The following is a 13975-nucleotide window of genomic DNA, read 5'->3' as shown; positions in this document are numbered from 1 at the left end:
AACCAGTATGCCTGACCGGTATACTGGTTTTTTGTTTTCTGAGGTTAATAATATACGCTCCCTTATTATTTTTGGCGCTTCTACCGATCTATTTAAAAGTTTATGCTTTTTAAAAGTGACTACCTTTCTAAAAATTACCACCAGCTAAAATAATCTATTAATAACTTTCTCCATCCTTTCATTGTTTTTTTCCTCCACAGCCCTTACCTTAGTTAAATGATTAAGTTTCATTTATAAGCCCATTTATGCGTAACCCTAGAATTTTTCAACCAAGTCAATTTACAGTTAATGAAACAATAGCTTTATCCGAAGATGCTTTCGGTCATGTTGTACGCGTGTTACGCCTAAAAGAAGGCGATGCTATTACTGTTTTTAATGGAGAAGAAGCATTTCAATATACTGCAGCGCTGTGCAATGTTAGTAAAAAGTCAGCGGATGTGAAGATTATTTCCCAGCAAGAAAACCACAGTGAATCTCCTTTGAATATTCACCTTGGGCAAGGTATTTCGCGCGGTGATAGAATGGACTTTACCCTACAAAAGTCAGTTGAATTAGGGGTTAATACCATCACTCCTCTATTTACTGAGCGTTGTGGTGTTAAACTAAATGCTGAGCGACTTGAGAAGAAACGCCAACAATGGCAAAAAATTGTGATCAGCGCTTGTGAGCAAAGTGGTCGTGCTAGTGTTCCTGTTGTTGCTGAGCCTATGCTTTTAGCTGATTGGTTAGCACAAGAAACTAGCGCTCTAAAAATTAACTTACATCCTAAAGCTCAACACTCGATTATGAGCTTACCGATGGAAAATAAACGCGTAAGATTACTTATTGGCCCAGAAGGTGGTTTAAGTGATGAAGAAATAAATGATGCTAATGAAAGTGGTTTTCATGATGTATTATTAGGCCCTAGAGTATTACGTACTGAAACCGCAGCCTTAACTGCTATTACCGCATTACAATGTAGATTTGGTGACTTACACTAACAGCATAAATATTTAGCAATGATCTTTTACACAACCTTAAACATAAGGTTACTAAAGCTTTCAATTACAGTGTTAAAACAACGCTGAACAGGATAAAAAATGACAACAACTAAAGTAATAAAACTTGGCGTAGTAATGGACCCTATCTCGAAAGTTAAGGTCGCCAAAGATTCATCCATGGCCATGATGTTTGAAGCACAAAAACGGGGTTACGAACTTTATTACATGGAAATGAAAGACTTATACCTAGAGCAAGGCCAATGTCGTGCTACTACTCAACAAGTGAAGGTATTTGATGATAGCGAGCATTGGTATGAATTATCAGACCCACAAGATATTGCCGTAAGTGAATTAGACGCCGTATTAATGCGTAAAGATCCTCCTTTTGACACGGAATTTATTTACGCGACTTATATGCTTGAACGCGCCGAGGTTGAAGGCACATTAATTGTGAATAAACCGCAAAGTTTACGTGACTGTAATGAGAAATTATTTACCGCATGGTTTAGCGAATTTACCCCGAAAACATTAGTTACACGCAGCAGTGATAAAATCCGTGAATTTCATCAAACCAATAAAGATGTGATTATTAAGCCACTTGATGGTATGGGTGGCGCGTCAATATTCCGTATTAAAGAAAAAGACGCCAATGTTGGGGTAATTATCGAAACCTTAACCAATCATGGTCAGCAATACGCCATGATACAAGAGTTTATGCCGGCAATTGTCGATGGCGACAAACGCATACTGATTGTTAACGGCGAGCCAATGCCTTATTGTTTAGCGCGTATTCCTGCACAAGGTGAAACCCGTGGTAATTTAGCTGCTGGTGGACGTGGTGTTGCGCAACCACTTAGTGTTAGTGATAAAGCTATTGCTGACGCGATTGCCCCCGAATTGAAAAAACGTGGGCTATACTTTGTAGGGTTAGATGTTATTGGCGATAAAGTAACAGAAATTAACGTCACCAGCCCTACCTGTATTCGTGAAATTGAAGCAGCTTATCCAATCAATATTAGTGGTAAGCTAATGGACGCGATAGAAGATAACATAAAAAAATAAAAGGTAAATTAGATGGAAAAATCAGCCAAAGCAGATCTACCTAAAACCGACGAGTCCTTATCAATGCAAAGTTTAGAGAACCAATTTTTAATCGCAATGCCAACATTGGGCGATCCTTATTTTAATAAAACGGTCACTTATATTTGTGAGCATAATGAAGAGGGTGCTATGGGTTTGATCATTAACCTACCTGTAAATATCACCTTGTCTGATTTATTAAAACAAATAGAGCCAGACGAAAATGAACAATCAGCAAGTGCAGATAGCCAAACAACTGATACTAACATTGCTGAAAGTAACATCGATTTAACAAATAGTTTAGAACAATTAGTATTAACCGGTGGACCTATTGCCAAACAGCGTGGTTTTGTTTTACATAGCTCGCAACAAGGTTGGGCAAGCTCTTTGTCATTAAGTGACGAGTTGATGATCACCACTTCAAAAGATATTTTGATGGCTTTAGGTACTGAAAAAGCGCCCAAAGACTTTGTAGTAACCTTAGGTTATGCCGGTTGGGGACCTGGACAACTTGAACAAGAATTACAAGAAAATTCATGGTTAACAACACCTGCTGATATTGAAATACTATTTAACACACCTATAGAGCTACGCTGGAAGAAAGCTACTGAAAAGTTAGGTATCGACCTTGCTCATTTATCTTCTGAAGTTGGCCATGCCTAATCATTAGCCATTTACGATTAAAAGACTGAGTAAATAAATTTTACTCAGTCTTTAATTAGCTATTCCAAGGAAAATAATGTCGACTAAAACAAAAGCGCCAATTGGCCAACGTACTGTTATCGGATTAGATTTTGGTAAAAAATATATTGGTGTTGCGGTCGGTCAAGAGGTGACTGGTAGTGCTACTCCGCTCGGCTCAGTTAAAGCTAATGATGGCATTCCTCATTGGGACAATTTAGCTAAATTTCTAACCGAATGGCAGCCTGATTTTATCGTGATTGGTTTACCGTTAAATATGGACGGTAGTGAACAGCAACTAACCTTAGACGCAAGGAAATTTGGTAATCGTGTACATGGCCGTTTTGGTATTAAAGTAGAGTTTCAAGACGAGCGCTTAACAACAGCCGACGCTAAAGCCCAACTTTTTGAGCGCGGTGGTTTTAAAAACCTGAAAAAAGATAATATAGATGCCGAGTCTGCACGGTTAATTATCGAAAGTTACTTTGAGCAACAATATTCATAAAACCTCTACTCTATACCCGCTCCACTTGAAGATGCAGGATTCAGCTGGAATTAGAAACGCCTTTAGGCAAGGCATTGATTGTAGAGAATGGTTGTTCATTCTCAAAATCAATAACGCGGCATAAAGCGTTTCTAAACCAGCCCTTGGGGAAGACTGAGCAAATCATACCCTGCGTTACATTTCTTTTTAAGAGAACAACCCTTGATAAAAAAGGTGCCTTGGTTATGAATCGCTCAGCCTTCCTGAAACGAGCATCTTCAAGTGGAACGGGTATATAAGACACTGAGTTCAAATAGTAGCTTAGTTTCTAATCTTAGTGTCTTAACTTAATACCTCTAGCTTAATACCCTAGTTTAATATCATAACTTAGCCCCTAACTGGCTGAAGACTAGATCTCTAGTCTGAGTTTAATTAGCTTAGGCTTACAAATAAATCCTTCCCAAAAAGTCAACTACGCTCCTTCTTATAAACTTCAATTTTGATTATTAAATTGACATTTTATTGATCGAACTTAAACTAAAAGCATACTACATTTCAATAAGATGAATGATTATGCTGGTTTTATTTCCCTCTCCTTATAAAGTACTTCATTATCTCTTTGTAAGCTTAATAGTCTTATTGAGTGCTTGTGATAACAAAAAGACAGGCGTTGCTTTAGGCACATTAGAGCTAGAACGAATTGCTCATACTGCGACAACAAATGAAGTAATCACTGCATTACCTGTTAGTGCTGGTAGTAAAGTTACAAAAGGCACCGTTTTAGTTCAACTCGACAATACCATTCAAACCGCACTGGTTGCCAAAGCGCAGGCGGAAATGCAACAAGCCCAAGCCAATTTAGACAAAGTACGTAACGGTGTTCGTGAAGAAGAGTTAGCCAACGCAAGTGCACAAGTTTCAGGTGCGAAAGCAGCATTAATTAAAAGTGAAGCTAATTATCAACGTGCACAAGTACTGATAAAAAAACAATTAGCGAGTCAAGCAACCCTCGATGAAACCCTTGCTGCTCGAGATGAAAATCAAGCAAAACTAAACAGCGCCCAAGAAAACCTATTACAAATGACCAACGGCGCACGTATTGAAGATATTCAAATTGCTGAAGCTATGTTAGCAACATCAATCGCAGTATTAGCTAGCGAGCAAAAGAAGCTTATCGATTTAACCGTTACTGCCACACGTGATGGTATATTGGATAACTTGCCATGGAATTTAGGAGAGCGTGTAACGACAGGCAGTCCCGTGGCAATAGTATTAGCAGGTAATGCACCCTTTGCCCGCGTTTATATCCCTGAGCCTTATCGTGTAAATATCAAACTTGACGATAAACTTACTGTAAAAGTTGATGGCTTAAGCAAAACTTTTACAGGCACCGTAACTTGGATATCGTCTGAGCCAGCATTCACCCCTTACTTTGCGCTTAACCAAGAAGAGCGTGCGAATTTAATGTATTTAGCTGAAGTGCAATTACCTGACAGTGCAAATGAACTGCCAATGGGTATTCCTGCACAAGTATTATTGCCATGAGTAGACTAAATAATAAGTTAAGCGGCACTGATAACGTAAATGATTATGCAATAAGCGCTACACAGCTCACACGAAATTTCAGTAACCTAACGGCTGTTTCAGCCTTAGATTTACAGGTTGAGAAACAAACTATTTATGGTTTTTTAGGCCCCAATGGCTCAGGGAAAACCACTGCAATTCGTTTACTTACTGGGTTATTAAAACCAAGCAGTGGCGAGGTAAATATTTTAGGTTGTAACTTGCCAAAAGAAGCACAAAACCTACGTATGAAAATAGGTTACATGACGCAAAAATTTTCACTTTATGACGATTTAACTGTTAAAGAAAATCTGCAATTTGTGAGTAAAATTTACGGTTTAACGCCTAACGAGCAAAAAGCACGCTTGAGTGAATTATTAAGTGTTCATCAATTAACACAGCAAAGTAACCAGTTTGCGGACAGTATGAGTGGCGGCCAAAAACAACGACTTGCGCTTGCTGCCTCTGTCATTCATAAGCCTAAATTACTTTTTTTAGACGAGCCAACCTCGGCGGTTGATCCACAAAATCGACGTGAGTTTTGGGAGCAGTTATTTGATCTTTGTGATCAAGGTACGACCATTTTAGTTTCAACTCATTACATGGACGAAGCCGAGCGCTGTCATAAACTGGCTATTTTAGAAAATGGTATTAAAAGAGCCGATGATACTCCCCAAAATTTAATGGATAACATGGCAGCACAAATTGTAGAAATTGGCGCTAAAGACTTAAGACACATAAAAGATCAATTAATCCAATTACCGCAAGTGGTTTCAGCCGCTCAACTGGGCACACATTTACGGGTTTTAGTGAATAAAGCAGAAGACGATCCTGTTGCTTTATTGCAGCAACAACCTTGTTTACATACATCAGATAAACTGGCACTTGTTAGACCAAGCCTTGAAGATGTATTTGTTAGTTGTACTAATCAAAAAATAACCGATGACTCAAGTACAACTAGTCAAGGAGGTATTGGTTAATGAAAACATCATTATTACGAATACAATCCATTGTTATTAAAGAGTTACTACAACTCAAACGCGATAAAATGACCTTTGGCATGGTGATTATGATCCCACTTGTACAGCTGCTTTTATTTGCTTTTGCCATCAATACCAATATTCGAGATATTCCTGTTGGTGTACTTGATCACAGCCAAACATCACTGAGTCGTATATTACAACAAACAGTGTCGGCAACCGGTATTGTAAAGTTCACCCATAGCTACACTTCAATTGAAGAAGCCCAAATTGCCATCGACAGTAATAAAGTACGCGCTGTATTTATAATTCCTCAAGACGTTAGTCAACGTTTAGTGCGCAGCTCAAGTGTTGGTTTGGGCTTACCAGCATCAAGCAAACAAGAAACTAGCCGACCAGTAGCGCAATGGTTAGTTGATGGCTCAGATACTATGATTGCCAGCACGATTAAAAGCTTACGCAACATGCCGCTAACTGAGCTTTTAGATAAACCCGCAAATCGAAATACCGCAACCTTTGAAACGACCTTGCTTTATAATCCTGAGCAGCGCAGTGTAGTGAATATTGTTCCTGGACTTGTTGCCGTAATATTAACCATGACCATGATAATGTTTACCTCTGCCGCTATTGTCCGTGAGCAAGAACGCGGTAATATGGAAATGTTGATAACTACCCCGCTCGCTCCTCTTGAGTTAATGATTGGCAAAATAGTCCCTTATATTTTTATTGGTGCTATTCAGGTGGCAATTATTCTCGGCTTAGGTTATTGGGTTTTTAATGTGCCTTTTAATGGCGGACTAACTCAACTAGCTATTGCTACATTTTTGTTTATTTGCGCTAGTTTAGTTTTAGGGTTGGTGATATCAACTATCGCCAAAAGCCAATTACAATCGATGCAAATGACGGTGTTTGTTTTACTGCCATCAATATTATTATCAGGTTTTATGTTCCCTTATGAAGGAATGCCGCTAGCTGCGCAATATATTGCCGAAGCATTACCCGCCACTCATTTTATTCGTTTAATTAGAGGCGTAGTATTACGTGATGTGGCGGTTGTAGATATGAGCTTTGATATGCTTTGGTTAATTACTTTTACCTGTTTCGGCTTACTAGTAGCGGCGTTGCGATTTAAAAAGTCACTAGATTAATAACCAAGTGCTTTTCTGTTTTTTTATGGCTTGACTGAACCAACCATAAACATCGTTCGCTTAGGCGTGTAAGTTTCACCATCTGGGTTTACAAATTTGAACGGAATTGAAACGTTTTTCAAACCTATATTGCGAATAATTGAAAAGTGTAAATGTGGCCCTGTTGAAAAGCCCGATGAGCCTGATCGAGCTAGCTTATCACCGACAGCTACTTTATCACCTGCCTTCACTAAGGCGGTATCCATCAAAATATGAGCATACGAGGCAAAGGTGCCGTCATCATGTAGCACTCTAATCACATTCGCTTTATCTAAAAAATATGTGGTTGTACCACTCATGTGGTAATCATCTTTTACCCACACGACCGTACCCGCTCTTACAGCCGTTAAATATGTGCCTACATCCATTGCTATATCTACCGCATATCTACTGTATTCGCTAGTGTGAGAGAATTTACCATTAAATCCTTGTGTTATCTGGTGACCTTTAGGTGAATCAAATGGCGGTTGATAGGGATAATTATCAGGCTTCAGGTTAGGATCTCCCATTGCCCAACGAAATTTTAATTGGCTCGTTTTATTTTTAAGGGTAAATAAATCAATTTCACCTTGTGCGGGAACAACTTTGCTAATGCTGATTTGTGTTTCAGGGTTTACAATCTCGACTTCAACAGGTGCATAAAATTTATTATGAGCTTGTAAACGATAACCATCAGTATCAATAGTGTATTTCAGTTTAACTTTACTGGTTGACTTTTTATCCTTAGAAAAGGCTAAGGTTTCAAAATCATCTTCTGTTTCGGGGGGCTTATCACTAAAAACCCAACCTCCGTTAACATCTTTGTATTTGTACAACTGCCCAGCATAACAATGGGTAATGCTTGCCATTAACATAAGGAGTAATAAGCTATTCCAACCTCTGCACATTAACGTACACATTATTTTCATTGAAACCTTCTTAAATAGTCTTTTTATAAAGAATTAATGATATCAAGCTGCCCTATTCTAATAAAGCTGTGTTAATATTTTAGCAAATAGAGGGATATTTTATTCTACATACAAGAAACTCATTAATAAAAAAGGAAGTATAATGATATTTTTTAAAGCACTTAAAGTAGTAAACAACCTTGTACTAACAAGTTATCTATTGTCATTTAGCTTACATGCTGAGGTTTATACTTGGACCGATACCGATGGCGTTGTGCATTATAGCGATAAACCTCACTTTGAAGGTGATATTGAACAGTTTCAACCCGCGGGCGATCCTAACCTTTCTGAACCAGTGAACCCTAATAGCCAATGGCAACAAGATTTTCAACAAGCACAACAAGCTAAAAAAAAGCAAGCCATAAAAAAATATGAAACTGAAACCGAAAAACAACGTTACTGCGATAGCTTAAAAAGTAACCTTGCTATTTATCAACAAGGAGGCCGACTTTATACTATGTCTCCTGATGGTGAGCGAACTTACACAAGTGATCAAGAGTTAGCTGACAAAACTAAACATTTAATAAAACAAATTAAAACGAAATGTTAGTAATTTAGGTGGCCTAATGCACTTATCTACTTACATTAAAATATGTAATTAAGTAGTTATGATGCAAACACAATTACCTATAATAAATATTAAAGCGCAGAGTAATCACCATGCGCTTTTTTTAATGTTAACTGGGATATTTGTCGCTTTTACTACCTTAGCTTTTAGTCAAGGCTATTGGTTACAGTTTAAGTTAGTGCTTATTTTTATTTATCTATCTGCATTGGTTGTTTTTATCACAGGTTTGGCAAAGTACCTGCAACCACAATATAGTTTATGCTTAACTCCAAAAAGTCTTTTATATCACCATAGATATGGTCAATGGCAACTTGAATGGCAGCAAATTCAGCGCATAGCATTAATGAATGAAACCTTCGGTTTAACGCAAATTCAACCGCCGTATGTTGCTATTCGCTTAGTCGATTTAACTCCACTAGCAAAACAAATATCACCACGTTTAGCTAATCGATTGATTCATGAACAAAAACCTTTGTTAGCACTTGCTATTAAATTGGACTATTTAACCTTAGCGCAATGCCAACTAAATTTTGATCCGTTCATACTGTCTTGTGGCCAAGTATTAAAAGGACCATTAGCAGCTTTTATGCATCACACTACTCTTTTGCACAGTGCATTGGGGTATCACCTATTTTTACCTGAAACCGCACTTGATCGAGAGCTTAATGCATTTTGCTCATTATTAACAAAGTGCAAAGCCTATTCAGAAAAATATAATTAACGTATGAATAGTTTTAGCAGAATAGTTGTTAATTATGACAATATTTTAGTGAGAGAAGCTTTATTTATAGCGAAGCTTTAGGCATTTTAGCCACCAACAAATCAATAAAACAACGCACTTTGGGTGATAAATACTTACGACTTGGATAAATAGCATAAACATCAATAGTTGGCGCTATGTAGTCATTAAACAACACCGTTAGCTGTTTATTTTTAAGGACTTTTTCCATCACAAACTCAGGTAAACGACAAATACCATGACCGGCAAGTACCATAGCCAATTCCATACTAGCACTATTGCACAGTAATTTACTGGTCACCTCTACTTGGCTAGTTTTCCCTTGGTTATTTTCATATCCCCATTTAGTGGGCTGCTTTAAATTGCTATAACAAATACATTGATGGTTAACTAGCTGTTCAGGTGAGCTTGGCGTGCCATAACGTTGTAAATAATCATGTGATGCGACAGTATAACCTTTACAGCTATATATTTTACGGCACACTAAACTTGATTCAGCAAGTTTAGTAGTAGCACGAATAACTAAATCAAAGCCGTCTTGAATTAAGTCAACATGGCGATCGTTTAAGTCTAAGACTAAGTTAACTGCAGGATACTGGTGCATAAAATCTGACACTACATCTTGCAAATGACTCTCTGAAAACGAAGTAGGACAACTGACTTTTAATACCCCTTTCGGCTCAATATTACTTTGCGTTAATAATGCCATCGCGTCTTGCGCATCAAGCACTAATTGTTGGCACTGCTCATAATACACCTGCCCTTCTGGCGTTAAGCTAATAGAGCGCGTGGTTCTATTGAGTAAACGCACACCAACACGCGCTTCAAGCTTATTTATTGTTTTACTTATAAAAGAGTTTGAATGCCCTGTAGTAATAGCCGCGCCTGAAAAGCTACCGCATTCTACCACTTGGGTAAATATCACCATGCCATCGAAAATTTTAGAGTCTTCATTATGAGTCATATGGAAATAGTTTTTATCATTTAAAGTTATTAATTACATTTAATTATAGCTATATACTACTAACATAATCACTTTACATCGAGTTTAAAGTAACTTTACTCTCAAGTATTTGGTTTTAATTAATTGAGTTTAAATGTAAATAAGGAATCTACACATGAAGTTATTAGCCTTTGCTGCCAGCAGCAGTTCAAAATCTATCAATAAGCAACTTGCCAGTTATGCCACATCTTTAGTTTCAGACGCTTCGGTAGAAATATTAGATATCAATGATTATGAAATGCCTTTGTTTAGTGAAGATAAAGAAGCTGAAATAGGTCAGCCCGAATTAGCCAAAGCATTTTACGCAAAACTAGGGCAAGCTGACGGGATTATCATCTCATTTGCCGAACATAATGGTTCATATACAACAGCTTATAAAAATTTATTCGACTGGACTTCTCGTATAGACATGAAGTTATTTCAAAGTAAACCGGTAGTTTTTTTAGCAAGCTCACCAGGCCCAGGTGGTGCTAGTTCAGTTTTAGCTGCCGCAACAGCCTCAGCACCTTATTTTGCAGCAGATGTAAAAGCCAGTATTTCGGTACCTAATTTTTATGAAAACTTTGATATTGAAAAGCAAGCGGTGACTAATCCAGAAATAGTTGCACAATTAAAAGCTGCAGTCGCTCAGCTATAACCTTTTACTGTATAGCTTTACTTAATTTTTCAGAGCAATGCTAAAATTTAGTATTGCTCTGATCTTTATGCCACCCTAGCTTTCTGTTTGCTAGAAACACTGTTATTTAATCAAGCTAGTATTGAATAATTGTTCCTCCTTGCTCATTTAACCCCATCTTCAGTTAGCGCTTGAATAGTCTTCTGAGTTAGCATAAATTTAGCTACAATCTATTCGTTTTAAGCCCAATGATAATTCTATGACTCCAACTAGCTATTTCCCGCATAAAAATAATCAAATGTTTGTTGAAAATATTGCGGTTAGTGATATCGCCAAAAAAGTACAAACGCCTTTTTATTGCTATTCACATACAGCGATTGAAGCAAGTTTTCAAGACTATCAAAACGCTTTTAGCAACCAAGATACGTTAATCTGTTACGCGGTAAAAGCCAATAGCAATCAAGCTGTTTTAACAACCTTGTCTAAGTTAGGATCTGGTGCTGATGTGGTTTCGATGGGCGAAATTCAACGGGCAATAATGGCTGGTATTCCCGCAAATAAAATTGTTTATTCTGGCGTTGCTAAAACAGAAGAAGAAATTAACTACGCGCTATCTTTAGGCATATTTCAATTTAACGTAGAGTCTGAGCCTGAATTAGCGTTAATTTCAAAGGTTGCCACTGCTCTTAACAAAACTGCAGCTATTGCTTTTCGTATTAACCCTAATGTTTGTGCCCAAACTCATGAAAAAATTTCCACAGGTAAAGCTGAAAACAAATTTGGCGTACCTATTTCAAAAGCACGAGTTGCCTATAAAGAAGCTGCTGCATTACCAGGTATAAAAGTGCAAGGTGTTGATGTACACATTGGCTCGCAATTAACAAACTTAACGCCATTTACAGAAGCATATCAACACATCGCCCAGCTCGTTGTTGAATTAAGAGAAGATGGTCATGACATTAACGTGATAGATGTTGGTGGCGGTTTAGGTATTACTTATAGCGATGAAATTATTCCAAGTAAGCAAACCTACGCAGAAATGGTTCATGCACAACTGGGACACTTAAACTGTAAAATTATTATTGAGCCTGGACGTTCATTATTAGGTAACGCAGGGATCCTCGTTTCCAGTGTGGTATTTGTTAAAAAAGGCGAAGAGCGAGAATTTTTAATTATTGATGCGGGCATGAATGATTTGATCAGACCAAGTATGTACGATGCTTATCATCAAATCATCGCCGTTGATAAAGCGAGTATTGATAATAATGAAGAACCTTTAAAAACCTACGATATTGTGGGCCCAGTGTGTGAAACCGGCGATACTTTTGCCAAAGCAAGACAAGTGCATGACGCTGAAATAGGCGATTTAATTGCAATAATGAGCAGTGGTGCATACGGCTCGGTTATGTCGTCTACTTACAATACCCGTATGTTAGCGCCAGAAGTGATGGTAAAAGGCGATGAATTTGCGGTGGTAAGAACTCGCCCAAGTTATGAAGATATTATCAAACAAGATATAACCCCTGACTGGTTATAATACTTGTAAAGCAGTATGGCAGATAAGCTTTAATAAATTTATATAATACATAATGATAAGACAAAGCTATGCTTATCATTATGCTTATGCTCTTTAGCTTTGCAAAGAGTGAATTAACACCAACTAGCTTCATTAGTTGGCGATTTTAACTGCTCTTCAATATTCGCGAATAACACCCGATAACCAACATTACCGTAAAGAACTTGTCTACCATTATCAATAATGTAAGTTGGACTACCCTTTATAATTAATAACTTAGCTTGTTGGTAATCAGCCATTAACGCGCCGATAGCACTACCGTCATTTAATGCCTCTTTTACTGCGGCTACGTTATGTCCTGCACTTTCAATCAATGCAAACAAAACATTCAACTGACTAATATCTTTAGCTTCAATAAAAAATGCCTGACGAAATAGTAACGCCATTTCAGCACTGATATTTTCTCCGAGCGTTATAGCGATGCCTTTTAATACAAGGTGCGGATTAGCCGATGACTTTGGCTGCACAGTTTTCCATAGTTCAGAATTTGTCGGCGCATCAACATAAGGCGCTGAAGATTCTTGTACGTGTTTAGCAAAACCTAAAAAACCATCTTTATCACGCCACTGATTGGGAATTTTATGACTCGCATCACCAAAAATGTCGACATAGTGGTAACGAAATTCAATTTTATCACCTAACTTTTCGTTTAGCTCATCAATACGTCGTTGTGCTATCCAAGCCCACACACATAATACATCACTGTAATAGTCTATAACCAAAGGCTTTGTCATGCTTTACTTCCTATCATTGTTCATAAGTTGATTGTTATACATTTACAAATATTATTAAAGGCACGCATTACAAATATCGTCAATACAAGAGGTTATTACTGAAACATTTTTATAACCCACTCGTTTTAATTGCTCCGCAGAAAACACAGCGCGCGCGCCAGTAGCACAATGCAAAAAGATAACTTGTTGATCATCTGGGTACAATTGCAGCATTTTCATTTCTAATAAACCGCGGGGAATATTAATTGCCCCTTTCGCTGATTTATCAGAAAACTCACTTGGTTCACGAACATCAATAATAACACCATTGTGTTGTTGGGCTTGTTGCACGGCTTCTTCAGCATTAACAACGGTTAATGATTCTCGCGCATGTGCTACGACTTCCGGTATTGTTTTTAACATCATATTCCCTCTAGCTGCATAGTAAAATAAATAAGTTTGACTATTATTCAGTTCATTACATCCAACACTCTTACATGATGAATAAGTTAAGTTTTTATAAATATTAGTATTTACTAATACTACTTATATTAGTGTTTACTAATACTACTTATATTAGTGTTTACTAATACATAAAACAAGTATAAAGTAACACAATAAATGCAATGTCAGGATAAATATGGATATCTCAAAGTTGGCTCAACAAAAAATGTGCCTTAGTTCAAGGTACTTTAGCTCCAACAAGCTTAGCTCGAACTAAAAGTTACTACACCAAGTTTATAACAACATAGTATTCTCTCGTACTAAGACGTTTATAAACTTAGGACGAGATGCAAATAAGTAATACCAAGTTGATTAAGTTCTTTCCCACTCAGCGAAAGTTAAAAGGCTTATAGG

Annotated in this window: 15 protein-coding genes; 11 read left to right on the top strand and 4 right to left on the bottom strand. The window is 37.4% G+C overall.

The features are described from left to right. Positions 1–245 precede the first annotated feature (245 nt). From rsmE to KO502_RS01755, 7 genes are all read left to right on the top strand, one after another. Entirely contained in the window at positions 246–980 is a 735-nt protein-coding gene (rsmE, locus tag KO502_RS01785; RefSeq protein ID WP_216020834.1) for a 16S rRNA (uracil(1498)-N(3))-methyltransferase, read from the top strand. Between the two features lie 99 nt (positions 981–1079). Next, positions 1080–2042, top strand: a complete 963-nt coding sequence (gene gshB, locus KO502_RS01780) for a glutathione synthase (RefSeq protein WP_216020833.1) — start codon at positions 1080–1082, stop codon at positions 2040–2042. A gap of 63 nt (positions 2043–2105) precedes the next feature. Continuing rightward, a complete protein-coding gene (locus tag KO502_RS01775; protein WP_216020900.1) occupies positions 2106–2723 on the top strand; it encodes a YqgE/AlgH family protein in 618 nt (205 codons plus the stop codon). Positions 2724–2799: 76 nt separating this feature from the next. Next, a complete protein-coding gene (ruvX, locus tag KO502_RS01770) occupies positions 2800–3246 on the top strand; it encodes a Holliday junction resolvase RuvX (protein ID WP_216020832.1) in 447 nt (148 codons plus the stop codon). A gap of 552 nt (positions 3247–3798) precedes the next feature. Continuing rightward, complete coding sequence (locus KO502_RS01765; protein ID WP_216020831.1) at positions 3799–4770, top strand: HlyD family efflux transporter periplasmic adaptor subunit; 972 nt, start codon at positions 3799–3801, stop codon at positions 4768–4770. Beyond that, a complete protein-coding gene (locus tag KO502_RS01760; RefSeq protein WP_216020830.1) occupies positions 4767–5768 on the top strand; it encodes an ABC transporter ATP-binding protein in 1002 nt (333 codons plus the stop codon). The genes KO502_RS01765 and KO502_RS01760 overlap by 4 nt, the downstream gene beginning before the upstream one ends. Next, positions 5768–6916: an ABC transporter permease gene (locus tag KO502_RS01755; protein WP_216020829.1), complete on the top strand. Its 1149-nt coding sequence runs from the start codon at positions 5768–5770 to the stop codon at positions 6914–6916. The genes KO502_RS01760 and KO502_RS01755 overlap by 1 nt, the downstream gene beginning before the upstream one ends. 23 nt (positions 6917–6939) lie before the next feature. Here KO502_RS01755 and KO502_RS01750 read toward each other — a convergent pair whose 3' ends face one another. Next, positions 6940–7863, bottom strand: a complete 924-nt coding sequence (locus KO502_RS01750; protein ID WP_252730440.1) for a M23 family metallopeptidase — start codon at positions 7861–7863, stop codon at positions 6940–6942. 142 nt (positions 7864–8005) lie between these two features. On the opposite strand from KO502_RS01750, the gene KO502_RS01745 reads away from it, so the two are divergent. After that, positions 8006–8452: a DUF4124 domain-containing protein gene (locus KO502_RS01745; protein ID WP_216020828.1), complete on the top strand. Its 447-nt coding sequence runs from the start codon at positions 8006–8008 to the stop codon at positions 8450–8452. Positions 8453–8513: 61 nt separating this feature from the next. Then, positions 8514–9191, top strand: a complete 678-nt coding sequence (locus KO502_RS01740) for a DUF2982 domain-containing protein (RefSeq protein WP_216020827.1) — start codon at positions 8514–8516, stop codon at positions 9189–9191. A 64-nt stretch (positions 9192–9255) separates the two neighbouring features. Here KO502_RS01740 and KO502_RS01735 read toward each other — a convergent pair whose 3' ends face one another. Next, positions 9256–10173, bottom strand: a complete 918-nt coding sequence (locus tag KO502_RS01735; protein ID WP_216020826.1) for a LysR family transcriptional regulator — start codon at positions 10171–10173, stop codon at positions 9256–9258. Positions 10174–10327: 154 nt separating this feature from the next. Here KO502_RS01735 and KO502_RS01730 point away from each other — a divergent pair, with 154 nt between their 5' ends. Continuing rightward, positions 10328–10849: an NADPH-dependent FMN reductase gene (locus KO502_RS01730; RefSeq protein ID WP_216020825.1), complete on the top strand. Its 522-nt coding sequence runs from the start codon at positions 10328–10330 to the stop codon at positions 10847–10849. Positions 10850–11087: 238 nt separating this feature from the next. Further along, positions 11088–12365, top strand: coding sequence for a diaminopimelate decarboxylase (gene lysA, locus KO502_RS01725; RefSeq protein WP_216020824.1), 1278 nt, complete (start codon positions 11088–11090; stop codon positions 12363–12365). Between the two features lie 113 nt (positions 12366–12478). Here lysA and KO502_RS01720 read toward each other — a convergent pair whose 3' ends face one another. Both KO502_RS01720 and KO502_RS01715 read right to left on the bottom strand, forming a co-directional pair. Beyond that, a complete protein-coding gene (locus KO502_RS01720) occupies positions 12479–13138 on the bottom strand; it encodes a DsbA family protein (protein ID WP_216020823.1) in 660 nt (219 codons plus the stop codon). Positions 13139–13192: 54 nt separating this feature from the next. Next, positions 13193–13540 carry a rhodanese-like domain-containing protein gene (locus tag KO502_RS01715; RefSeq protein ID WP_216020822.1) on the bottom strand — a complete coding sequence of 116 codons (348 nt, stop codon included), beginning with the start codon at positions 13538–13540 and terminating at the stop codon, positions 13193–13195. Positions 13541–13975 lie beyond the last annotated feature (435 nt).

Source organism: Colwellia sp. E2M01 (assembly GCF_018860585.1).
Lineage (GTDB): Bacteria > Pseudomonadota > Gammaproteobacteria > Enterobacterales > Alteromonadaceae > Colwellia.
This window is presented reverse-complemented; position numbering and strand designations above follow the sequence as displayed.